21 protein-coding genes and 2 other annotated features are annotated in these 23,129 nt (G+C 30.3%); of the genes, 9 read left to right on the top strand and 12 right to left on the bottom strand.

Annotated elements, in window-relative coordinates; translation table 11 throughout:
* Window positions 1-290: 290 nt before the first annotated feature.
* Window positions 291-1,523, bottom strand: a complete 1,233-nt coding sequence (gene sstT / locus KPL54_RS10620) for a serine/threonine transporter SstT (RefSeq protein WP_216106556.1) — start codon at window positions 1,521-1,523, stop codon at window positions 291-293.
* A gap of 260 nt (window positions 1,524-1,783) precedes the next feature.
* Between sstT and rpiB the strand changes: the two genes are divergently transcribed.
* The 5 genes from rpiB to KPL54_RS10595 all read left to right on the top strand — a co-directional run bounded on the left by rpiB (window position 1,784) and on the right by KPL54_RS10595 (window position 6,369).
* Window positions 1,784-2,254, top strand: a complete 471-nt coding sequence (gene rpiB / locus KPL54_RS10615) for a ribose 5-phosphate isomerase B (RefSeq protein ID WP_171295985.1) — start codon at window positions 1,784-1,786, stop codon at window positions 2,252-2,254.
* Window positions 2,255-2,472: 218 nt separating this feature from the next.
* On the top strand, window positions 2,473-3,192 hold the full coding sequence (locus KPL54_RS10610; RefSeq protein ID WP_216106555.1) for a LytR/AlgR family response regulator transcription factor: 720 nt from the start codon (window positions 2,473-2,475) through the stop codon (window positions 3,190-3,192).
* Window positions 3,189-4,529, top strand: a complete 1,341-nt coding sequence (locus KPL54_RS10605; protein ID WP_216106554.1) for a sensor histidine kinase — start codon at window positions 3,189-3,191, stop codon at window positions 4,527-4,529. The genes KPL54_RS10610 and KPL54_RS10605 overlap by 4 nt, the downstream gene beginning before the upstream one ends.
* Before the next feature lie 192 nt (window positions 4,530-4,721).
* Window positions 4,722-5,645, top strand: coding sequence for an ABC transporter ATP-binding protein (locus KPL54_RS10600; protein ID WP_216106553.1), 924 nt, complete (start codon window positions 4,722-4,724; stop codon window positions 5,643-5,645).
* Complete coding sequence (locus KPL54_RS10595) at window positions 5,638-6,369, top strand: ABC transporter permease (protein ID WP_216106552.1); 732 nt, start codon at window positions 5,638-5,640, stop codon at window positions 6,367-6,369. The genes KPL54_RS10600 and KPL54_RS10595 overlap by 8 nt, the downstream gene beginning before the upstream one ends.
* Before the next feature lie 110 nt (window positions 6,370-6,479).
* On the opposite strand, the gene KPL54_RS10590 is transcribed toward KPL54_RS10595, so the two are convergent.
* On the bottom strand, window positions 6,480-7,028 hold the full coding sequence (locus KPL54_RS10590; RefSeq protein ID WP_253203430.1) for an undecaprenyl-diphosphatase: 549 nt from the start codon (window positions 7,026-7,028) through the stop codon (window positions 6,480-6,482).
* Window positions 7,029-7,438: 410 nt separating this feature from the next.
* Here KPL54_RS10590 and motA point away from each other — a divergent pair, with 410 nt between their 5' ends.
* Genes motA through KPL54_RS10575 form a run of 3 tightly spaced genes read left to right on the top strand, consistent with a single transcriptional unit; the run spans window position 7,439 to window position 9,321 of the window.
* A complete protein-coding gene (gene motA / locus KPL54_RS10585; RefSeq protein WP_216106551.1) occupies window positions 7,439-8,254 on the top strand; it encodes a flagellar motor stator protein MotA in 816 nt (271 codons plus the stop codon).
* Complete coding sequence (locus KPL54_RS10580; RefSeq protein WP_216106550.1) at window positions 8,229-8,966, top strand: flagellar motor protein MotB; 738 nt, start codon at window positions 8,229-8,231, stop codon at window positions 8,964-8,966. The genes motA and KPL54_RS10580 overlap by 26 nt, the downstream gene beginning before the upstream one ends.
* 34 nt (window positions 8,967-9,000) lie before the next feature.
* Window positions 9,001-9,321, top strand: coding sequence for a winged helix DNA-binding protein (locus tag KPL54_RS10575; protein WP_375372988.1), 321 nt, complete (start codon window positions 9,001-9,003; stop codon window positions 9,319-9,321).
* Between the two features lie 166 nt (window positions 9,322-9,487).
* Here KPL54_RS10575 and KPL54_RS10570 read toward each other — a convergent pair whose 3' ends face one another.
* From KPL54_RS10570 to KPL54_RS10545, 6 genes are all read right to left on the bottom strand, one after another.
* Window positions 9,488-10,537, bottom strand: coding sequence for a PTS transporter subunit IIC (locus tag KPL54_RS10570; RefSeq protein ID WP_268038338.1), 1,050 nt, complete (start codon window positions 10,535-10,537; stop codon window positions 9,488-9,490).
* Window positions 10,538-10,837: 300 nt separating this feature from the next.
* On the bottom strand, window positions 10,838-12,127 hold the full coding sequence (aspS, locus tag KPL54_RS10565) for an aspartate--tRNA(Asn) ligase (RefSeq protein ID WP_216106547.1): 1,290 nt from the start codon (window positions 12,125-12,127) through the stop codon (window positions 10,838-10,840).
* 175 nt (window positions 12,128-12,302) lie between these two features.
* Window positions 12,303-12,528 (bottom strand) — a binding site (T-box leader).
* 122 nt (window positions 12,529-12,650) lie between these two features.
* A complete protein-coding gene (gene thrS / locus KPL54_RS10560) occupies window positions 12,651-14,420 on the bottom strand; it encodes a threonine--tRNA ligase (RefSeq protein WP_216106546.1) in 1,770 nt (589 codons plus the stop codon).
* Window positions 14,421-14,482: 62 nt separating this feature from the next.
* Window positions 14,483-14,708, bottom strand: a binding site (T-box leader).
* A 101-nt stretch (window positions 14,709-14,809) separates the two neighbouring features.
* On the bottom strand, window positions 14,810-16,444 hold the full coding sequence (locus KPL54_RS10555; RefSeq protein ID WP_216106545.1) for an ABC transporter ATP-binding protein: 1,635 nt from the start codon (window positions 16,442-16,444) through the stop codon (window positions 14,810-14,812).
* Window positions 16,445-16,581: 137 nt separating this feature from the next.
* On the bottom strand, window positions 16,582-17,217 hold the full coding sequence (locus KPL54_RS10550) for a putative bacteriocin export ABC transporter (RefSeq protein ID WP_216106544.1): 636 nt from the start codon (window positions 17,215-17,217) through the stop codon (window positions 16,582-16,584).
* A 3-nt stretch (window positions 17,218-17,220) separates the two neighbouring features.
* Window positions 17,221-18,816: a DUF1430 domain-containing protein gene (locus KPL54_RS10545; RefSeq protein ID WP_216106543.1), complete on the bottom strand. Its 1,596-nt coding sequence runs from the start codon at window positions 18,814-18,816 to the stop codon at window positions 17,221-17,223.
* Between the two features lie 236 nt (window positions 18,817-19,052).
* On the opposite strand from KPL54_RS10545, the gene KPL54_RS10540 reads away from it, so the two are divergent.
* Window positions 19,053-20,000 carry an L-lactate dehydrogenase gene (locus KPL54_RS10540; protein WP_216106542.1) on the top strand — a complete coding sequence of 316 codons (948 nt, stop codon included), beginning with the start codon at window positions 19,053-19,055 and terminating at the stop codon, window positions 19,998-20,000.
* A gap of 148 nt (window positions 20,001-20,148) precedes the next feature.
* On the opposite strand, the gene KPL54_RS10535 is transcribed toward KPL54_RS10540, so the two are convergent.
* The 4 genes from KPL54_RS10535 to KPL54_RS10520 form a co-directional block, all read right to left on the bottom strand.
* Window positions 20,149-20,808, bottom strand: a complete 660-nt coding sequence (locus tag KPL54_RS10535) for a 3-oxoacid CoA-transferase subunit B (protein WP_216106541.1) — start codon at window positions 20,806-20,808, stop codon at window positions 20,149-20,151.
* 34 nt (window positions 20,809-20,842) lie between these two features.
* Window positions 20,843-21,559, bottom strand: coding sequence for a CoA transferase subunit A (locus tag KPL54_RS10530; protein ID WP_216106540.1), 717 nt, complete (start codon window positions 21,557-21,559; stop codon window positions 20,843-20,845).
* A gap of 391 nt (window positions 21,560-21,950) precedes the next feature.
* Window positions 21,951-22,799: a methyl-accepting chemotaxis protein gene (locus tag KPL54_RS26495; protein WP_216106539.1), complete on the bottom strand. Its 849-nt coding sequence runs from the start codon at window positions 22,797-22,799 to the stop codon at window positions 21,951-21,953.
* A 25-nt stretch (window positions 22,800-22,824) separates the two neighbouring features.
* A complete protein-coding gene (locus KPL54_RS10520; RefSeq protein WP_253203429.1) occupies window positions 22,825-22,965 on the bottom strand; it encodes a glycerate kinase in 141 nt (46 codons plus the stop codon).
* Between the last annotated feature and the right edge of the window lie 164 nt (window positions 22,966-23,129).

Genomic DNA, 23,129 nt, shown 5'->3' with positions numbered 1-23,129 from the left:
TACACAAATTAGTTAAAATGGTCAATCTTTCAATGAAAAATTCACATAATTATTTTTTATTTTTAGTTATTCTCATAATAATAATGTTATAGAAAGCCTGTTGGAAAATTTGTTAAGTTTTATTAATAATTCTCAGCATAATAGTATAAAAACAAAAAAACAGCTAGATAATTTAAAAATTATCTAGCTATTTTTTTTGCACTATATTGTTTTATACTCTTCAAATTATATTATAAGGTTTAATTAATTAAAACCTTACCTTACAACAACTCAGACTTCATATAGTGTTTTTATTTATTAATAATGATCTCTTTTCCTTCTTTACGCATCTTCGCAAATTCAGCTGATGCTGTGAAAAGTACATCCGTAGATGAATTAAGTGCCGTTTCGCAAGAGTCTTGTAAAACACCTACGATAAAACCTACACCAACTACCTTCATAGCAATATCATTTGGGATACCAAACAAGCTACATGCTAGAGGAATCAGCAATAGCGAACCACCAGCCACTCCTGAAGCACCGCAAGCACATACTGCTGACAATACACTAAGGATAAGTGCTGTAGGCAGATCCACTTTAATTCCAAGTGTTGTAACTGCTGCAAGTGTTAAAACAGAAATCGTAACTGCTGCTCCAGCCATATTAATTGTAGATCCTAATGGAATAGATACAGAATACGTATCCTTATCTAAACCTAGTTTTTCACACAAGCTCATATTTACAGGAATATTTGCAGCTGAGCTACGTGTAAAGAATGCTGTAATACCACTTTCCCTTAAGCACATCAACACAAGTGGGAATGGGTTCTTTCGAATATAAATGTAAACAATAATTGGATTGACAACAAGAGCCACAAAAAGCATACATCCAATCAAAACTGCAAGTAAATGCCCATAGCTAGCTAAAACCTTCATTCCAGTTGTAGAAATCGCCTCAAATACAAGCCCCATTATTCCAAGTGGCGCAAAGTCTATAACCCATTTAACTATTTGAGTTACTGCATCTGAAAAGTTAGTAATCATCGTTTTTGTGGTATCCGGTGCATTTTTTAATGCAGCGCCAAGAACTAACGCCCAAGACAATATACCAATGTAGTTGGCATTAAAAAGCGCTTTTACTGGGTTATCAACAACGTTCATTAACAATGCTTTAAGAACCTCTACAACACCTCCAGGTGGTGTCAAACCCTCTTTAGCAATTGCAAGTGTAAGTGTTACTGGGAACATAAAGCTTACAACAACAGCTGTAAGTCCAGCTAAAAATGTTCCTAAAAGATAAAGAACGATAATTGATTTCATATTAGTTTGATGACCACTTTTATGTTTGGATATGGCAGACATGATCAAGAAAAATACCAATATAGGTGCAATTGATTTCAATGCACCAACAAATAAAGAACCAAAAATAATGACGAATTTTGCTTGTTGTGGAATCGCTAAAGCCAAGAAAATACCAACAGCTAACCCTATAATTATTCGTAATACTAGGCTTACTTGATTCCACTGTTTGAATAGATTTTTCAAAATAATTTCCCCTCCAATAATTAATAATAACGAAATAGTGCAAGTTTAGTGTATATAATAATTCATTTTAACATTTATAATATATTAATTCAACACAAAATTAGCTTTTATCACACTATTCGTAAAATTTAATATAAAGACCTTGTTAAGTAGCAACATATAATGGTAAAAATTTTAAGTTCTAAATGATTACTTTACTTTTGAAGTTCACAAATGTTAATATTAATTAAACTAGAAAAATAACGGAGGTTATATTAAATATGAAAATTGCTATTGCAAGTGACCATTCTGGATTTGCTTTAAAACAAGAGATAAAAACATTTTTAGAAACAAAAGGATATGAGGTTCAAGATTATGGAACATATAATGAAGAAGCCAGTGATTTATCCGATTTTGTCTATCCTGCATCCTTAGCTGTTGCTAATGGTGAAGCTGATAGAGGAATCTTTATTGACGGAGTTGGGTACGGAAGTGCTTTAATTGCTAATAAAATATATGGTTTATATGCTGCTGTTTGTCAAGATCCATTTTGTGCAAAATTAGCACGTTTACATTCTAATACAAATGTCCTTTGTATTGGTGCAAAAATAATTGGTTCAGGGATAGCACTTGAAATCGTAAATACATGGTTAACTACAGATTTTCTTGTTGACACTAAAAAATATAAATTACGAGTGGACAAAATAAACGAAATTTCTGAAAAGCATTTGAAAAAGCTCTCCGAAATATAACATAATTAAAATATTTATATATAAGTAAAGGGAGTCCATTTTGTGGGCTCCCTTTATCAACTAAGATAAGAAAGGCTGCAGCAAGAATACTTATAAAATTCGTATTGTTAGGTCCATTGAGGTCATAACATAAACTGGAAGTTTATATCTGCTAATGATATAATAAAGGTAAAAGGCGTGATGTATGAAATATATCAATGACCTTAAGGAGAAATGTTATGCTTAAGGTAATAATTTGTGAAGATAATGCGGTCCATAGAGGCAAGCTAAACAATCTTATAGAAAATACTATTTTAAGAGAAGAGTTAAGTTTGGAAGTAGCCGTTTGCACGGCGAGTCCTGAAGAAGTGATAAGCTATGTACAAAAAAATCAAAACACAAGTATATATTTTTTAGATGTAGATTTGAAAAACAATATAAATGGCATAAGGCTAGGCGAGACGATACGGGAAATGGATTCACTAGGCTTTATCATATTTGTCACAACTCATTTAGAGATGAGCTATTTGGCATTCAAATATAAGGTGGAGGCTATGGATTATGTAATAAAGGATGATGAAGATTTTAAGCATAGGGTTAACAGCTGCATTTTAAAGGCTTATAACACTTATTATAAATCAGAAAATAAAAATGGATACATATCCATAAAAGATGAATCAAGAATAATAAATATAAAGCTTTTTGACATTTTATTTATTGAAACTACAGTAGTAGCTCATAAGATATGTGTTCATGAGGAAGATAGGCAATTTGCCTTTTATGGTAATCTAAAAAATATTAATGAAAAGCTTACCCCAAACTTTTACAGGTGTCATAAGTCTTATATTGTTAATAAGGATAAAATAAAAGAAGTGGACAAGAAAAACAATAAAATAATAATGGAAAATGGAGAAGAATGTTATGTTTCCTTTAGATACATGAAGGGGCTTTTAGCATGAGCTTTGAAACTTTTATAATGGTAATTTTAAGTTCTCTGATTATACCTTCCATACTTATTAGCATTTTATGTTGCATTTCTATATATATTTTAAATAAGGAATTAATAAGGAAAGAAGAGATAAGAAAATATTTTTTTATATCTTTTATAATAGGAATATTCATTAGTACTGGTTCTTATTTAATCATTCTTCCTGCATTTTGTATAATTACTATTTTTCAGCTAAAAAATAATAGAAGTAATATAAAAGCATTGCTAACAATTTATGTGGTTTATTTATTGCATACGCTATACATTTTCGTATATACTTTTTCAGGTAAAAGCTTATATAATATACCACCAACAAGATACAACTTTTTAGAATTTATTATATTGTTGCCAGTAGTTATTTTAAGCTGTTTAATAATAAAGAGTATTGTAAAAAGGAAAAAATGCTATAAGAAGCATACAGCGGATAAATTAAGATTTAGAATTATATTAATTATTAGCCTACCCTTAACTTTGATGATATTTGGACTGTGGTATATTTTGAGCTATCACATAATAGATAAGGGGAAAGTAGATTTTATTAAAGGTAACTTTATACCAGCAGTATTGCCTTTAATAGCTATTATTCTTATAACTATAATTGTGTATAACTATGACAAGAGCTTAGAATATAGTGTTAAGCTTAAAAGAGAGATTGAGGAAAAAAAAGAAATAATGGAATATTCTAATATGATAGAGGAAATGTACGGAGAAACCAGAAGATTTAAGCACGATTATATGAATATGCTGACCCCTCTTAAAGAATACATAGATAATGCTGATATAGAAGGATTAAGGGAGTTTTTTTATGATAATATTATTGACATGGACAAGGACATAAAGTGGAGTAATAGCAATATTGATAAATTAAAATATATCAAGGTAGATGGCCTTAAAGCCATCCTATCTACAAAGCTAATAAAGGCAGCAGGACTTAACATTGATATAAAAGTGGAAATAATTGAAGATATAAAGAATATAGCTATGAATATAATGGATTTATGCAGAATCATAGGAATATTGCTAGATAATGCTATTGAAGCTGCACAAAAAAGTGAATATCCTAAGCTTTATGTTTGCTTGGTAAACAAAGATAATTATGTGACCATAGTTATTGGAAATAATTTTTTTGGTCAAAAACCTAAGATTTATAAGATATATGAAGAAGGCTATTCCACAAATGGTAAAAGACGAGGATTAGGTTTATATAGCGTAAAACAGATTTTAGATAAAAAATATCATAATGCATTCTTAAATACAAGCATTGAAGGTAAGATGTTTGTTCAAGAATTGTGGATAAAATATATTTAAAAAGCATCCTATGTGGATGTTTTTTTTGCGCAGGAGAATTTATTCAATTTTCATAAACGTTAATTTTTTAAGCCTTATAGTAAAAATAAGCTTTTTTATGAAGGATTAAATGTCACTTAGGAAGAGCTAATCAATATAGTACTAAAATATTGGTAATATATAATCATCAAGTAGAAATGGAGCTGATTATATATGACGCAAAAACATTTATTAGAAACAGAGGGTTTAACTAAAGAATATAAGGGTAAAAAAGTGGTGAATAATCTAAGTATTACAGTATACGAGGGAGATGTTTATGGATTTCTTGGACCAAATGGGGCGGGGAAAAGTACGACTATAAAGAGTATTATGGGTCTCATAAAGCCTACATCAGGAAAGGTTATTATAAACGGGTATGACGTTCATAGTCAAAGAGAAAAGGCTATTGAAAGGATAGGTGCCATGGTAGAAGCACCAAGTTTTTATGGTGGATTATCAGGTTACAAAAATCTTCTTCTTATGGCTAATCTTTATGAACTTCCAAAGGAGAGGGTGAATGAAGTGCTTGAAATGGTGGATATGACTGATGCCGCAAATAAAAAGGTTTCAAAATATTCATTAGGTATGAAACAGAGACTTGGAATTGCAAGAGCTTTTTTAAACAATCCCAATATAGTTATACTAGATGAACCTACCAATGGATTAGATCCTCATGGCATAAAAGACATAAGAAAATTAATACACGATTTATCCGAAAAATATGGAGTAACCTTTCTGATATCATCTCATATATTGAGTGAAATTCAAGCCGTATGTAACAGAATAGGAATTATAGAAAACGGTTGTCTAAGGGTTCAAGGTTATGTAGAGGAATTATTAAATACTGACGAGGAAATAATAGAGATTCATACTAGGGAAGAGGAAAAGACTGTAAGGCTTCTCACGGCCATGGACATTTCAATGAAAATCGAGAAATTTGAGAGTGGTATAAGAATTAGGCTTAAAAAGGGTAATTTCCAGAAGATAAATAAGCTACTAGTTTCAAATGAAATAAATATTGAAAATATATGCTGCAAGGAAAACTCTCTGGAGGATTACTTTTTAAATCTAATGGAAGGAGATAGAAAATATGCTTAAGATTTTTAAAAATGAGATAATAAAAATGGTTAGTAGTAAAAAGTTTTATTTACTGTGCGCTATATTAATCTTCAGTATAATCCTCATGGGCACAGTAAAAAATCCTAGAATTAATGCAAATAACTTTATGCTATCAACTCTAGATGGTATGGTGATGAAACCTATAGTACCAATATTTATGGTACTGGTTATAGTAGAAGTTTTAACAGATGACTACAGCCTTGGAACTATGAAATTTTCTTTGATGACAACTATAAAGAAAAGTGATTTTATAATTGGAAAGCTTTTATTTATAGCTTTATATGCATTGATATTTATGGCTATTAGTTTTATTTTTAGCTATATTGTAGGGACTACTATATTTGGACTGGGTGGAAAAGAAGAGACTATAAAAAATCTTGTTTACAATATTAAATGTTATGGTGTTTTAATACTTCCCTTACTATCCTTTTGTGCAATGATAAGTTTACTTGCTTTGCTTATTAATAATAGTGGTGCTATGATTGGTTTAGGAATTGGAATTATTGTTATATTAAGTACGCTTATATCCGTACAAGAAAATGTAATTTACTTTATGCCAGGTGGAGGAATGTATGCTGCATCCTACATAAATAAGAGCGGTCCACACAGTATATTTTCATTTGCAATAGTTGCTGTTATATATATAATAGTATTTTCTTTTATAAGTTCATTGGTTATAAACAAAAAAGATATAGTACAGTAGTAGCTTCAGATTCATTAGGAATTGCTTCATACTACATTGGTGATATTATTATACTTTTTAGTTAAACTATAAACATAGAAATCCCATGTTCATAGTTTAACTTTTCATTCTCATCCTAAGTATTTTCTATTTTTGTTATTGTAAATACTTCTTTTACTAAAGCCTTTTATATATATATAATTACTAATTATAGCTAACAAAAATCCTCCTAAAACATCGAACGGATAATGTTGGCCTACATAAACTCTTGATATACCAACAATAATTGCTAGGATAATTAAAAGTTTTCCTAGTTTTTTTGTTTTATTATTAACTCCTAATGCTATAGTCATTACCCCTATTGCGTGAGTACTTGGAAATGAAGCATTATTTTTATGCGTATATAATAGGTTTACTGTATGCTCACTAAATGGTCTTTGTTCATGCCACATAATCCCGATTATAAATGTTAATATAAAGTTTATTGTAATCAATACTATAATTGGAGTCACAATCTCCTTTGCTTTTTTATTTTTACCCGCATAACCTATTATTAGATATACTCCTAATAATAGTGCATATAAATAGATAACATACTTTGAAGATACAATCATAACAGTATCTAAAAATGCGTTTTTATCTGCTAAATTGTTTATTAGTCTAAATAAAGTCAAATTCATGTTTTCAATCTCCCATCTTTAGTAAAAAATAAAGAGCTTGTACCCTCATATATTAAAATTCCTTTTTATGTTTTTTAATATATCATTTTACCTTTACTAAATTATACTATTATTACCGTAAATTTGCTATATATCGTTTACTTGTTAATTATGACATTCTATATTTAGTGTATATATACCCTATTTTTAAAACATATGCCCTTAATTTGAAGTATTTATACAAAATTCACTGTATAATTAAATAAATATAATTATAAAATGATAACTATTATGTTATTATATTACTATAGTGGTTATTATTAAAAATCAATTTATATTTTATCTTAAACAAGATATTAGATAATATATGTGAATTTATGTTTAAGAACCACCTTTTTAGTATTTATAAAACATTTTTTTGGGGGTATACAATGGATATTTTTTTAATTATAGGTATTATTACAGGTCTCGGTGCAATTGTTACCGGAATGACTCTAAAGGGTTCAAGCATTTCAGTATTACTAAATCCAGAAGCAGCAATTATAATTCTTGTTGGTACTACTGCCGCCGTAATGAATTCTTTTCCTAAGAAAGAGTTTCTTAAAATCCCAAGTCTTTTAGGTGTTCTTTTTAAAGAAAAAAAAAGAGACAACTCTGCTGAAACAATAGAAAAAATTGTTCAAATGTCACAAGTAACAAGAAAAAACGGATTATTATCACTTGAAGAAACGATTAAAGATATTAATGATAAATTCATGAAAAAAGGCTTGGAAATGGTAGTAGATGGTGTAGATCCAGAAACCGTACGTGAGATTTTAGAAATTGAAATTGACGGTCTAGAAGAAAGACACCGTTTGGGGGCCTCAATTCTTACAACGGCAGGAGCATCTTCTCCTACATTAGGAGTTTTAGGGGCGGTTATAGGCCTAATTGGTGCACTAGGCAATTTAGCTGATACTCAAAAACTTGGTGAAAGTATCGCATCGGCCTTTGTTGCTACCCTTTATGGTATTTTCTTTGGATATGTAATATTCCATCCTTTTGCATCTAGATTAAAAAGAAAGTCTAGTGAAGAAGTGAATACTATGAATATAGTGCTTGAGGGAGTTTTATGTATCCAGTTAGGAGAAAATCCAAAAAATATTGAAAATAAATTAGTATGTATGTTAGAGCCTAAGGACCGATTAAAGTTCCAACAAATTAGCGTAGAGGAGAATAGTAATGAGAAAGAAAAAGGAACACTTTGATGAGCATGTTGATGAGTCATGGCTTCTCCCATACTCTGATATGCTCACACTTCTAGTTGCACTTTTCATTGTAATGTTTGCTATGAGTCAGGTTGATAAAGCAAAACTTCAGAAATTAAGTTCACAATTTAACATAATTTTTTCAGGCGGTAGTGGAATTTTGCAAAAAGATAGTGGCACAATTGCTTCTATCGACCCAAGCTCATCTGCCTCACCTGCCTCATCAGCTAGTTCCCTTGAGCAGAATACTATGAATTCATTGAAAAGTACACTTGATAAAGAAATCAGTAAAAATGGTTACTCAGGTCATATTAAAGTTGCTGTAAATAAAGATGGACTAGATATTTCAATAGAAGCCATTGCTCTTTTCGCTTCTGGTGATGCATCAGTATTAAAAAATGTAACTCCTTTGCTTTTAAAAATTTCAGCCATGCTTAAAAATTTGGATAACGATATTAAAATTGCAGGATATACAGATAATAAACCTATAAACAATTCGAAATTCCGTTCAAATTGGGATTTAAGTTCAATTCGCGCTATAAATGTTATGACATATATGGTTAATTCAGGAGGACTTAATCCTAAAAATGTTTCGATTCAAGCATATGGTGAATATAATCCTAAATATAACAATTCTACAGAGGCTAACAGAGCTAAGAACAGAAGAGTAGAAATTTTCGTTGCCCGTAAATATCCTGTAGCTACAAAGTAATACTTCAGAGCTAAGTCCGCTTCTTTTTAACGCTCTGCATGAGATTTATCTTGATGAATATATCACACCTTCTGTCTTAAGCAAACGATTATCTATCACAATACCTAATACCAGCAGATGCCTGCATAGTCTTACAAAAATGGTATATGTAATAAAAGTAAAGGACAAAGTTGATAAAAGAATAACACATATAGAATTATCTTTAAAAGGAATAGATTTGGCGCAAAGCTCCTTTAATCACATGGATGAATCAATGCTCAAAAAAGTAGAAGTTCTTAATTCGGGTGAATTAGCAAAGATTTCAGAATCTTTTTTAATCTTAATGTCTTTGTTTAAAAATAGAATTAAAGAATGAAGTGTAAACAGAAAATAAGACATTTTTCTAAATAGAGGAGAATTAATTAGCCAGGTAGTTGGAGTAGCCTTTACAATTGCATCATTAATATTAAGCATAAAACTAATGAATAAAAAGATACTTGCTACTGTAATGACTATTACCATCCTATCTGGTTTATTAATGTTTACTGTATTGTCATATGCATATCCCCAGTCTTTATAAGTCCTGATTTTTTCATTGCAAGATAAATAGGCATTATTATAGCTGAAGGCAAAATTATACCAGTAAATATATAAATTAAAATTCCTTTTATCCCTCTTGTCGCTAAAATATTAAGTGGTGCAATTAATGAATTAAGTCCAAGCCCTGCAAGTTCATATGTAGTAGTAAATTTAAATAAAACCGTTGCTATAGGTGCACATATAATTGCGGCAATAAATGGAGGTATTAAAAGCCTCGGATTTTTTATAACATTAGGAAATTGTATTTTTGGCGTTACTAGTCCTTGTGCTATATTAGCTCCAGAATCATTTTCCTTAAAAGACATTATTGTAAAGCCTACAAACTGGATGGTGCATCCTATAAGTGCTGCTCCACTTGATACAGGATCAAGTTTAAGTGCAATTGCAATTGCTACAGAAGATGCAGGTGTCATTAATAAAATACTCCAACTAAGAGATACTAATACTGATCCAATTAATGGAGATATGTTTATTGTATATGCAATTTGAGTACTAAGCCAATTAAGTGCTGGTGTTACTACAGCTGCAAGACCAAGGCCCGCAACACCTCCAACTACAACTGCACAAAATGGTATGGCCATCATATCAAGTTTTGTTTTTCCGGCTACCTTTTTTCCTACATATACAGCTATAATGGCTGCTATTACTGCACTTATGGGTTGTCCAGATACAAAAGTAAGTCCAAGAGTAGTAAAGTGGACTGCATTAGCTCCAACTGTAGCTGCAATCATAGCACTAAATATAACAAGTGTGTTTCCCTTAAGCTGATATGCAACTCCAGCTCCAAGGGCAGGTGCAAGCATCGATTTTGCAATAGTTCCTATTCCAACAAATGCTTGCCAATGCATAAATTTCCCTATGGTTTCACAAAGAAGTCCAATTCCAAGCATAACAAGTACTGCATTTGCAATCCCTGCTGCTACTTTATTAGCCATTTCTCTTACTGATTCTTTATTTTCTACCACCTTTATAGTGGTTTGGGAAGTTTCCACTTTAGTCATCTCCTTATAATTTAAAAACTATATTACAAACATCAAAATCACATTCATAAATTTGAACTACACTTATATTGAAATAATTAGTTCTAAAATATAAAATTAGGTAATTATGTTGTGATTATGAATTATACAGAAATAAACCAATTTTGTAAAGTTATTTAGCAGATAATTGAAATAATATATATTTTTATAGTCAATTAGTTTTAAATTCACAATACTTAAAAAACATAAATAGCCAATACCCCTTAATATAATCTGTTATATTAAGGGGTATTGGCTATGCGCTCCTTACACTTATGGTGCTAATCTTGTTCTGTCCCTTGGAAATAAAGATGCTTCTCTTACATTTTCTAATCCTAGTAATTGCGCTGTGATTCTCTCAAGTCCAATTGCAAGCCCTCCGTGTGGTGGCATTCCGTATTTGAAAGCAGAAGTGTAATTGTGATAAACCTCTGGCGTTAATCCTTTATATTTAATATTTTCAATTAACATGTTATAATCGTGAATTCTTTGACCACCTGTTGTAATTTCTACACCTCTAAATAATAAGTCAAAGCTATGGGTTTCAGTTTCACCTAAAGGCATTGTATACATTGGCCTTTTTTTTCTGGGATAATGAGTTAAAAAAATAAAATCACACCCAAGTTTCTCTTTTGAATATTTACAAATCAATTTTTCTGCATCAGGATCTAAATCTCCATCTAAATCTGATTTATTATATTCAGTGCTCAATATTTCTAATGCTTCACTAAATTTTATTCTTGGAATTTTTGTATTTAATTTAGGCAAATCTACATTTAATATTTTTAAATATTTTTCCCCCTCTTGAGATATTTTGTTTATTATAAATATTATTAAGTTTTCTTCCAAATCCATAATATCTTTTTCATCCTCAATAAATCCCATCTCACAGTCCATGCTAATATACTCATTAAGATGCCTGCTAGTATTATGCTCTTCTGCCCTATATACATGAGCAACCTCAAAAACTCTTTCAAATCCTGCACCTACCATCATCTGTTTATAAAACTGAGGACTTTGAGCTAAGTATGCTTTATTTTCAAAATATTTTAATTCAAATACTTCAGTCCCACCCTCCGCACCTTCAGCTACAATTTTAGGTGTGAAAATCTCTGTAAAACCTTCCCTAGATAAGAACTCTCTAAACCCTTGTGCAATCAGGTTTTGTATTTTAAATATTGAATTAATTTTTTCATGGCGTAGGCTCAAAACTCTATTATCTAACATGGTATCTAAATTAATATCTAAGGTAGCTTTATTTATTTCTATTGGTAATTCTTCTGTTACACTATTAATTATTTCAAATTCTTCAATTACTATCTCATAAGGATTTAATGTGTTTTTATCTTCTTTTACTTCTCCAACGATGGATATTACGGATTCTAACTTTATTGTACTCATATCAATAGCCTTATTCTCTGCGATGCATTGTACAAAACCAGTCCTATCCCTCATTACAATGAATGTTATAGTTTTTAATTTCCTTACTCGATAAACCCAACCTTTAATTTGTATTTTTTCACCTATTAAATTACCTATTTCATTTATCATAAATCTTTTCATATACCAGCTCTCCTTTAAAATTGATATTAAAAAGTCCCTTGAGTAATAAACCCAAGGGACGGAATTCGTGGTGCCACCCTAATTAACCTACTTTAATAAAATTTGCAAAATAGTAATGAACCCTTCAGAATGGGCCCTATTCTGAATAAAAAAATAAAAGCCTTAACTTCTTATATATAGAAGTGAAAACTTTTTTCACGGTACCATCCTACTTTGACAAAGTTTATTAAACTACGCCATCTCAACTCCCTATAACGGAGGAATCCGATTTATCTTACTTTAAATTTCAGATAAACTTCTCAGAGATGTCTTTCAATATTACTTTTCTCATGGAGCTTCCACCCTTCCCCACTCGCTTTAGATACTCAGATAACATTTACTCTTCTCTTCACAGAATTATGAATATTTATTACATTATATTACTTATTGTATATTAAATCAATAGGTAAATGGAAGAAAAAACATAATTCAACAAAAATTATGCTGTATGCTTTTTCTCCTATTTATAACTCATATTATACAACTAATTATCTAACATTTTACCATCAATCTCCTGTGTTATCCTTGCAATAAAGGCTTCTAGTGAACAATTGCCCTCATCACCATTTTTTCTACTTCTGAGGGAAATACTTTCTGAGTTTTGTTCTTTTTCACCAATGACTATGATATAAGGCAATCTTTCAATTCGAGCCTCCCTAACTTTATACCCTATTTTTTCTGCCCTGCAATCTAAACTAACTCTAATATTACTCCTCTCTAACTTGTTTTTTACGACCTCTGCATAATTGTTGTACAACTCAGATATAGGTAGTATTTTAACCTGAACAGGTGATATCCATGTTGGAAACTTGCCTGCAAAATGTTCTATTAAAATACCAATAAATCTTTCTATACTACCAAAAATTACTCTGTGTATAACAATAGGTCTATGCTTTTCTCCATCACTGCCGATATATTTCAAGTCAAATCTTTGTGGAAGCTGTAAATCTAGTTGTATAGTTCCACATTGCCATTCTCTTCCTATACTATCCTGTATATGAAAATCAATTTTAGGACCGTAGAATGCTCCATCTCCTTCATTTATCTTAAAGTCCATGTTCATTTCCTCGAGAGCTCCTTGAAGTGAACTTTCTGCTAATTGCCACTCTTCATTACTACCCATAGAATTTTCTGGTCTTGTTGAAAGTTCCACTTTATATTTAAAACCAAACCTTCCATACACTTCATCTATAAGTTTTACAACACCTTTTATCTCATCTTTTATCTGGCCAGGTAACATGAATATATGAGCATCGTCCTGTGTAAATGCTCTAACTCTCATAAGGCCGTGCAAAGCTCCAGATAGCTCATGACGATGCACCTTGCCTAGTTCTCCAGCTCTTATTGGTAAATCCCTATAGGAGTGAGTTTCTGATTTGTATACAAGCATTCCTCCTGGACAGTTCATTGGTTTAATAGCAAATTCTTCTTTATCTATATTTACAGTATACATATTTTCTTTATAGTGAGACCAATGCCCTGATGTTTCCCAGAGTTCTTTGTTTAATATCATAGGAGTTTCTATCTCAACATAACCAGCCTTTTTATGAATTTCTCTCCAGTACTCAATTAACTTGTTTTTTAAAACTACGCCATTGGGTAAAAAGAATGGAAAACCTGGTCCCTCATCCATTAAAGCAAATAACTTCAGCTCTTTCCCAAGTTTTCTATGATCCCTTTTCTTTGCCTCTTCAAGCATATTCAAATATTCATCAAGTTCGCTTTTCTTCGCAAATGCCGTTCCATATATTCTTTGAAGCATTTTGTTTTTTTCATTGCCCCGAAAGTAAGCCCCTGCAACTGATAATAGTTTAAAAGCTTTTACTTTTGAAGTTGATAAAACATGAGGTCCTGCGCAAAGTTCTATAAAATCTCCTTGCTTAAAAAAAACTAATTCTTCGCCTTCTGGCAAATCATTAATAAGTTCTATTTTATAGATTTCCCCCTTATCTTCCATGATTTTCAAAGCTTCTTTTCTAGAAACTACTGATCTTTCTAATCTTAAGTCTTCTTTAACTATTTTTCTCATTTCTACTTCTATTTTTTCGAGTATATCCATCGTAAAGGGTTCTACTACATCAAAATCGTAATAAAATCCACTATCTATTGCAGGACCAATAGCTAATTTAGCATTTGGATATAATCTCTTTACTGCTTGAGCAAGTATATGAGAGGCGGTGTGTCTAAGTGCCCTTCTTCCTTCTTCTTCATTAGAATTTATTACAGTGCCATCTTTCATTACAATTTTTAACATAAATATTCCTCCTTCAAAAAATAATAAACCCGTCCCAAAGTAAGGGACGAGTTTTATCGCGATTTAGGGACATCTTTTGTCCCAATTCCACCCAAATTACAAAAGCATAATAAAAAAACACTTCTATCACGCAACACCATTAACGCCGGCTAGCGGAATTACCTACTTAAGTTCAGTAATCAACTCAGAGGTGGTTTTCAATATTGCTTGCTCAAGAAACTTTACAGCCGATGAGTTTCTCTCTCTTAGAACAGCATAATATTTACTTTTCCTCTTCACAGTTTTTAATTTAAAATTAGTATATTCTAAATCGCCTCCATTGTCAATATGTGTTTTAATTAAATAAATATGTATATTAAACCTATAAATTATTAATTTTCAAATCATTATCATATTTCAATAACTCTATTAAGAAAATTCATACCTTCTATGACGTGAGAAACAACAATTAATATTCCCTCAAAATTCTTGTTCCTTAAAATACCTAGAATTAAATCTCTTGTCTCAACATCTACATTTGAAATTGGTTCATCTAAAATTATTACATCCTTATTAGAAAGAATAACCCTTATAAAAGCTATTACCTGTGCTTGTCCACCTGAAATTCCAGAATTGTTCTGAGTTATTTCAGTGTCCAAACCTTTAGATAATCGATTAATATATTCCTGAAGTCCTAATTTCTTTATAAGTTCTTCCACATCTTTAAGTTTCTTTTTAGTTTGTCCATACAATATATTAGCTAAAACAGTTCCCTTAAATAGAAATATACTCTGAGAAACAATTCCTATTCTTTCCCTTAAACTTTTTGTATTAATCATAGACAGATCTATATTGTTGCATAATATTCTTCCCTCTACTGGATTATATAAGCCTAGCAGTAATTTTATAATTGTAGATTTACCAGAACCATTTTCCCCTTTAATAAGAACTTTTTCACCTTTGATTATTTCAAAATTTATATTATTAAGCACATTTTTTATATTATTTTTATATTTAAAAGCCACATTTTCAAGTTTAATACTCTTAATTTCTTCATTTAAGTTTTGGTTTTTACCACTATTCTCATCATCCATATCTAAAAGTTCGTAAACCCTCTCAATACTTAGACATACTGGCTTTATCATAGTTCCCATAGTACCTATTCCTTGAATGCTACTAAAAACCTTAGTTATATATAAAGAAAAAGATGTATATAATCCTACTGTAAATTGTCCCTTTAAAATCAAAATTCCTGCAATAAGTAATACCAAAAGAGATCCAAAATTATTAATAAACGTTATATTTCCCATAAATATAATCATAGATTTGCTTTGCTTTAAGCTACTCTTTACAAGCATAGATAATTTATCATTAAACTTTTTAAGATGATTGCTTTTTCCATTAAGTATTTTTATGTCCTCGATTCCATTGATTATTTCAAAACACTCTCCATTTAGAGTTGCATTATATTCTAACATTTCTTTTGTATTCTTCATGAAATTGCCCATAGACATCTTAGATGAAAAGAAAAATAATGGTGTCAAAATAAGAATTACTATAGATAGTTTATAGTTTATAGCAAACATTGTTACCAATGCAAGTACAGCATCTGTTAGACTTAAAACTATGCCAACATAAGATGGTGAAAATATACTACCAACAGTGCTACATTCCGCTATTCGACTCTGCACATATCCTTTCTCAGTATTTGCAAGATAACTCATAGGTAGTTCCATAACTTTATCCATTACAGTACATCTAAGCTCATTAACCACTAAATTGTTAATCTTTACAAACATGTAGTTTGAAAAGATTGAAATAAAATAACGCAAAACATAAAATACAGCTATTATACCAATATAATAATAGAGCTGATTATATCCCTTTTTCGCTATTAGCACCTTATCCATAATAATTCCTATTATATATGGAATTGGGGTAGCGATAATTGAACCTAATAACATACCTATAATTCCTGCTATAAAAACCAACCTATGTTTTTTTATAAACGGTGTTAATTTTAATAAGCTACTAATTTTGCCCATCATATCTCCTTTAAATATTTATTATTGATTATATACTTTATTCAGTTGAAATACTCTTCTAGGTAGTTTAATACATAATATACAACTAAATAAATACTAGTGACCATGTTTTTTTAGTTTAAATTTCATGTTTCCCCCTAAATTACTTTTACTCTCGTACAAATATGGGTCACAGATTCATCATGGGTGACTATAACTATAGTTTTCCCCTGTTCATTTAGCGATTTTAATAAACCTAGTATCCTATTTTTGTTTTCTTCATCAAGGGATCCCGTGGGTTCATCAGCTAAAATAATATCGCAAGGTTTTACCATTATTCTTGCAATTGAAACTCTTTGTTGCTCCCCTCCACTTAGCTCATATACTTTTCTCTTTTCATATCCTTGTAATCCAACATCATCTAAAGCTTTAATTACTTTTTCATGTTTCTGCGCAGAACTAATTTTAATATATTTCATAGCTATATTAAGGTTATATTCAACAGTAGAATTATCTATTAAAGCAAAATTCTGAAATAAATACCCTATTTTTTCACGAATCATCTTTGGTGTTTTCTTATTTGTAGGAGTTAATCCTGAAACACCATGGATAATTAATTCACCATTATCAAAATTTTCTATTAAGCCAATTATGTTAAGCAACGTACTTTTACCTTTTCCACTGACTCCCTTTATAGCAATAATCTCACCAGCTTTAACACTTAAATTAAATTTATTTAATATCATTTTTTCTTCGTAACATTTTGTGACGTTCTTAAGTTCTATAATATTCATCTATTATCCCCTCTTTATAACCTTAATAATATTCCTTTTTTCAATTTTTTTAATGCTTATGGATGAAATCATTATCTCCATAACTAATGCCCCCATAAAAATACTCCAACTATTATCAGGTTTAACACCATTTTTAGCGATTATAAAAATGGCTATTATAATCCATGAATATAAGATTTTCAAATAATAGTCTCTGTACTTATCATAATGTTTGTATCCATGAAAAGTTTCAATAGCTAATAATTGTTTATTTTTTTCAAAGTAATTAAATATATTTTGCAGTATAATAAAAATAATTATTATTACACACAAAAACATTACAACTGAAATTACAAAAAGTTTTTGTTTTAATTTATAAATTTCAAGTGATACTTCATCATATACAGAATAGACATTAACTAATTTATTATAAATACCTAATTCCTTAGCTTTATTTTTAAATGTCCCTTGAGGATTATCTCTATTATTACTTTTAAATTTAAATGGAGCCCCTTCTTCCCCAGCTACCTTAGCATAATCATGCAAGTCTCCGTTACTTTCTGTTATTACCATTAAAAGTGGATCTGTTACCATATTCCCATATTTAGAGTTTACATCTATATCATAAGAAAACAACTTTTGATTATCTTTGCTCCATATTATTTTTATATCTTTTCCTAAATGTGAGAAGAAATTTTTTATTTCTTTTTCTGAGTTTATATATCTATGTGGAATAATTATTATACTGTCTCTTTCTGATTCTAAAATATTTATTTTTTTATTTTTACTATCATAAAATTTATTATTTATTAAGTAATTAGGATTAACAGTTGCGAATGCTTTAACCTCATTAGGTATATCATTATTTTTATTCATTTTCATACTTTGTTGAGTAAAGTCATTAAAATCTGCCAATATACTGCCTTTAGCATTCAAATAAAGATATAATTTTTTTAATTTCAAATTAAATGCGTCTGATTGGAGTTCTTCATAGTCTTTTGCTTTAAGACCACCTATAAATGCATAGTCCTTTGTTTTTTCCCATTTTTCAAAAGACATATTATAAAATGAATGGATTGAATCATATTCATTTAATGCTATTGATGAAACTAATATAAAACTAATTATCAATATAGTCTTTATAATACTATTAAAAGTCACAATCGCTTTCATGTTTTTTTTATCCTTTATCATATTAGAAATGGTAATTTTAGATATGTATATATATGGAATAGATAAAAACACAAATGAAATTATTAATTGAATAATTAAGCTCATACAAACTTTAAATATAAAAGAATTTAAATAATTAGATGATCCCTTTAACATAATAATAAACATTGAAATGTCTATTATTACATTTATTATTAATTGCAATTTTATTAAGCATGTAATATCTTTAATCCAAATATCTACGGTTGTAAAGCCCAACATTTTCTTTATTCCAAACTCTTTATAAGAGTTTAGCAATTTATAAAAAATAATTAAAATTAGAATAGCATACATTATTATTACTATATAAACTTGCATACAATTAGCACTTTTATCTTGAATATTTAACAATATAAAAAATGAGCTTATTGAAATAATTGACAAGATTATTACAAATATTTTTTTCAATGTAATCTCTCCTTAAATAAAAACCAAGTAAATAAATCTACTTGGTTTCAAAATTTGATACTACAATTATATATAGTATCCAATTACAATTCAACACTAAATTCCTTAAATGTCATTATTCAGGCATAAACAGAAGCCTAAAATAGAATTTTCACCATTTATTGAGAATATTGATAATAGCTATTAATTAGTATATAATATTTATATACTATTAACTAAAGAAGGGACGTTTTTATATGAGAACAAAAGGAAATAAAATTTCTATAATTGGAGCAGGTTTTGTAGGTTCTACTACAGCTTTTGCTCTAATGACTAGTGGACTTGCATCTGAAATTGTAATTGTAGATATAAATAAGGATAAAGCTGAAGGCGAGGCGATGGATTTATCACATGGTGCTTCCTTCGTAAAACCTATAGATATAACTTCCGGAGAATATTCCGATACAAAAGATTCAGATATAGTAATTATTACAGCAGGAATTAGTTTGAAACCAGGAGAAACAAGACTTAATTGTATAGCGAATAATTTTAAAGTATTCCAAAGTATAATTCCAGAGGTTGTAAAATACAGCCCTGATTCTATATTAGTAATCGTATCAAACCCTGTGGATATATTAACTTATATAGCCTATAAGCTTTCAGGCTTTCCAAGTAATAGAGTAATTGGATCAGGTACGGTTCTCGATACTTCAAGACTTAAATATCTTCTTAGTCAGCGTTTTGAAGTTGACGCTAGGAATATTCATACCTATATAATGGGTGAGCATGGCGATTCAGAAATAGCTACTTGGAGTTTAACTAGTATTGCAGGTATGAATATTGATGAGTACTGTGCTATTAGTTCTAAAACATGTAATGGTGATATGAAGTCTACTATACATAATGATGTAAAAAGAGCAGGATATAAGGTGCTTGAAAAAAAAGGTGCAACTTATTATGCTGTCGCTCTAGCTGTAAAAAGGATAGTTGAGGCAATATTAAGTAATGAAAACTCTATTCTTACAGTGTCCTCTCTACTAAAAGGTGAATATGGAATAGAGGACGTTTATATGGGAGTTCCAACAATTCTAGGTAGAGAAGGAGCAAAGAAAATATTACAAGTTAACCTCAATGAAGATGAAAACAATCAACTTGTCGAATCTGCCAAGGTACTCAAAGCAATTATAAAAGAATCAAAAATATAATTACTATACTCTACTTACTTCACAATTAAATATTTGTATATATGTAAATGAGGTGTCTCAAAATGATTAAAAAATCATTTTGAGACACCTCATTTTACAGTTTGGAATATTTAACTTGCTTGTCTGTTATATTATCTGCTTTTTACATCTATACCCTATATACGGTTACCTTATCAGAAACTGTAAAATCAGCATCTGTAATGCTCCGAATGTCTTCAACAGTTAGGCCTTCAAACATCTCAATAAGTACAAGCCCAGTAGGTGTTACATCAAATACTGCTTTTTCAGTAACGATAATATCAACTACTCCCTTGCCTGTAATTGGAAGAAGACATTTTTTTAATATCTTAGATCCACTCTTACTAGAATGCTTTAATGTAGCAATAACTTTTCGAGCTCCATTTACTAAATCCATTGCGCCACCCATACCTGGTGCAAATTTTTCTGGAGCAAGTGGCATAGCCCAGTTGGCAATATTACCTTCTTGGTCTACTTCAAGTGCTCCGAGTACTGTGGCATCAACATGCCCTCCACGAATAATACAAAATGATGTAGCCAAGTCAAAAACTGCAGCTCCAGGTAATAAGCTAATCGGTTGACCACCAGCGTTTGCAACATCCGGATCTTCCTTACCAAGTTTTGGCGTAGGCCCAAACAGTAAACCACCATTTTCTGATTGCAATATTACTTCCACACCTTCAGCTAAATAATTGGCAACTGCTGTAGGCATTCCAAACCCTAAATTAACCACTTGACCATTACTTAGTTCCTTAGCTGCCCTGCGAGCAATTATTTCTCTTGCTTCCATATTCAATTACCTCCTTAGATTTATAAATAATCAATTATTTTAATTGCTTAGAATTAACCCACAAATCAGTATATACTTGTTTATGCTCATCAAATGAATATCCTTGTACAACAGCCTGTACAAATACGCTTGGTGTACCTACACATTCAGGTTCAATACCACCAACATCAACTATTTCATTCACTTCTGCTACTGTATAGTCCGCACCCATTGCCATAATTGGATTAGTATTAATGGCTAAGCCACGATATTGTATATTTCCTAATCTATCGCCTTTATAACCTTTAATAAATGCAAAATCAGCCTTCAGTGGCAATTCAATTAAATACATTTTACCCTCTATTATAAGTTTTTGTTTTCCTTCTTCAACTAATGTACCTACACCTGTAGGAGTAAGTACTCCACCTAATCCAGAACCCGCTGCCCTAATTTTTTCAACAAGACTACCCATTGGAAAGTATTCAATTTCAATATCTCCGTTCTTAAATTGTTCCAGTGCAAGCTGACATGTACCAGAATGAGCAGTAATTAATTTTTTAACTTGCTTGTTTTTGTAAAGCCTCGCAATATCAAAATCTTGACCAGGATAGGCATTAACTGCTGATATTATAGTTAAATCCTTAACACCTTTTTCTACCAATTTGTCAATTGCTTTAAGTGGTGCTCCCACCCCTAGAAAGCCACCAAACATAATCGTCGCTCCATCGTGAACCTTTTCCATCACTTCATCTAAACCCATAACTTTATTCATGAAATTATCCCCTTTCATTAATAGCTTGTTGTATAAACTTAAACTTCCCTAATACGTTTTACTCCATCAACCATACTTGGAAATATTGCTCTTAAATGTATACTTGAACCGTATAGTTTTATTGTATACCTAAAAGGTTTACATTGCAACCTTACCTCAAAATATTATTTTATTTATTCTAGCATTTCCCCTATCTTCATAATATATTATATTATATGAATTATTAACTACTTGTTATATACTTATAAATTATACAAAGACCTTTAGATTATAGTCCTAAAAAATACCGTAAAATCTTATATATTAATCAATAAGATTTCACGGTATATAATGTTTATTTTATCCAACTTTAAAAGTCTACTAAGAACCCACACATTTAAGATCATTATTATCAGTGAATATTTATCATATTTTTCTTAATTATTTCCATTTCTCTCGCAATACCTTCCATTGACTGCCAGAAACTGTATGAATTTTTAGAAACATTAACAATTGTATTAGTTATTAGTGTAATATAGTTATTAAAATCTTTCAGGGTAGCATTAATCTGAGCAACAGAATTTGAGCTATCCTTTGACAGCTTTCTTATTTCATTAGCAACAACAGTAAATCCTCTTCCATTTTCGCCTGCTCTTGCCGCCTCAATCGCCGCATTAAGCCCTAACAGATTCGTTTGGTCAGCAATTTCTTTTATAAAGTACAATATTTTATTAGTATTATTTAGTTTAGATTTTATAGTTTCAGCATTTTCGGATAATATATTTAATTTAGATGCTTGTTCTTGAGATGCAGTTGCCTGTTGTTGGACATCCTCTGCTACTTGCTGTATACTAGACATTATTTCAACGATTGTTTTATTTATCAATTCATTTTTCATATATTGTTTAATTTGAGAAACAATGAATGAACAAGCTATTCTAGCAATAGGTTTTACAATGATAGGTTCCCCACTTATTCCAATAACACCTATTACCTTATTCTCATACATAATTGACATATTATATCCCGGCTTAGCTCCTCGAAGTTTATGTGCATCCTCTGCTGAGATTGCAATCTCGAATACTTCTCCAGACATTATTCTTTTGGCCCCTTCATGAATTGTTCCAATACGCTCAATAGAAGTTGATGCGATAATTTCTCCACCATCACCCATGATATTAACATTGCAATCTACCTCTGATGATATAGAAAATGCCAACTCCCGAATAAAATCAATTAGTCTTAGCAAAATATTTGTCATACTAGCCCCCTCGTATAAATTTTCATTATTGATTCGATACCTTTTTCCAAAGCAATCTAACTACTTTTAAAGAATATACTTTTCCATTGCCGTGCAAACTTCTTTTAGCTGTCATACTTTCCTTAAAAGAATCTGATGCTAATACAATAACTAAATCCTGTTTCATATATATCACGCCTAACCTATATTTTTATTGGATAAATAAGTATAAATCCATATTTTCTTGTTATTTTAAAAACCCATATATTATAGTTGCTGTAATCATCATAGATCCACCAACCATAGATTCATATGGAATAAGTTTCATACGTTCTTTAATTTTCATTTTTA

It is taken from the genome of Clostridium estertheticum (assembly GCF_018861295.1).
GTDB lineage: Bacteria > Bacillota > Clostridia > Clostridiales > Clostridiaceae > Clostridium_AD > Clostridium_AD estertheticum_D.
Note: the sequence above shows the minus strand (reverse complement) of the source record. Positions and strands in the feature narration are given on the sequence as shown.

Coding starts and splice junctions, on each gene's coding strand:
- rpiB (WP_171295985.1), top strand. CDS start 1,784: ATGAAAATTGCTATTGCAAGTGACCATTCTGGATTTGCTTTAAAACAA.
- KPL54_RS10610 (WP_216106555.1), top strand. CDS start 2,473: ATGCTTAAGGTAATAATTTGTGAAGATAATGCGGTCCATAGAGGCAAG.
- KPL54_RS10605 (WP_216106554.1), top strand. CDS start 3,189: ATGAGCTTTGAAACTTTTATAATGGTAATTTTAAGTTCTCTGATTATA.
- KPL54_RS10600 (WP_216106553.1), top strand. CDS start 4,722: ATGACGCAAAAACATTTATTAGAAACAGAGGGTTTAACTAAAGAATAT.
- KPL54_RS10595 (WP_216106552.1), top strand. CDS start 5,638: ATGCTTAAGATTTTTAAAAATGAGATAATAAAAATGGTTAGTAGTAAA.
- KPL54_RS10590 (WP_253203430.1), bottom strand. CDS start 7,028: ATGAATTTGACTTTATTTAGACTAATAAACAATTTAGCAGATAAAAAC.
- motA (WP_216106551.1), top strand. CDS start 7,439: ATGGATATTTTTTTAATTATAGGTATTATTACAGGTCTCGGTGCAATT.
- KPL54_RS10580 (WP_216106550.1), top strand. CDS start 8,229: ATGAGAAAGAAAAAGGAACACTTTGATGAGCATGTTGATGAGTCATGG.
- aspS (WP_216106547.1), bottom strand. CDS start 12,127: ATGAAAAGATTTATGATAAATGAAATAGGTAATTTAATAGGTGAAAAA.
- thrS (WP_216106546.1), bottom strand. CDS start 14,420: ATGTTAAAAATTGTAATGAAAGATGGCACTGTAATAAATTCTAATGAA.
- KPL54_RS10555 (WP_216106545.1), bottom strand. CDS start 16,444: ATGGGCAAAATTAGTAGCTTATTAAAATTAACACCGTTTATAAAAAAA.
- KPL54_RS10550 (WP_216106544.1), bottom strand. CDS start 17,217: ATGAATATTATAGAACTTAAGAACGTCACAAAATGTTACGAAGAAAAA.
- KPL54_RS10540 (WP_216106542.1), top strand. CDS start 19,053: ATGAGAACAAAAGGAAATAAAATTTCTATAATTGGAGCAGGTTTTGTA.
- KPL54_RS10535 (WP_216106541.1), bottom strand. CDS start 20,808: ATGGAAGCAAGAGAAATAATTGCTCGCAGGGCAGCTAAGGAACTAAGT.
- KPL54_RS10530 (WP_216106540.1), bottom strand. CDS start 21,559: ATGAATAAAGTTATGGGTTTAGATGAAGTGATGGAAAAGGTTCACGAT.
- KPL54_RS26495 (WP_216106539.1), bottom strand. CDS start 22,799: ATGACAAATATTTTGCTAAGACTAATTGATTTTATTCGGGAGTTGGCA.
- KPL54_RS10520 (WP_253203429.1), bottom strand. CDS start 22,965: ATGAAACAGGATTTAGTTATTGTATTAGCATCAGATTCTTTTAAGGAA.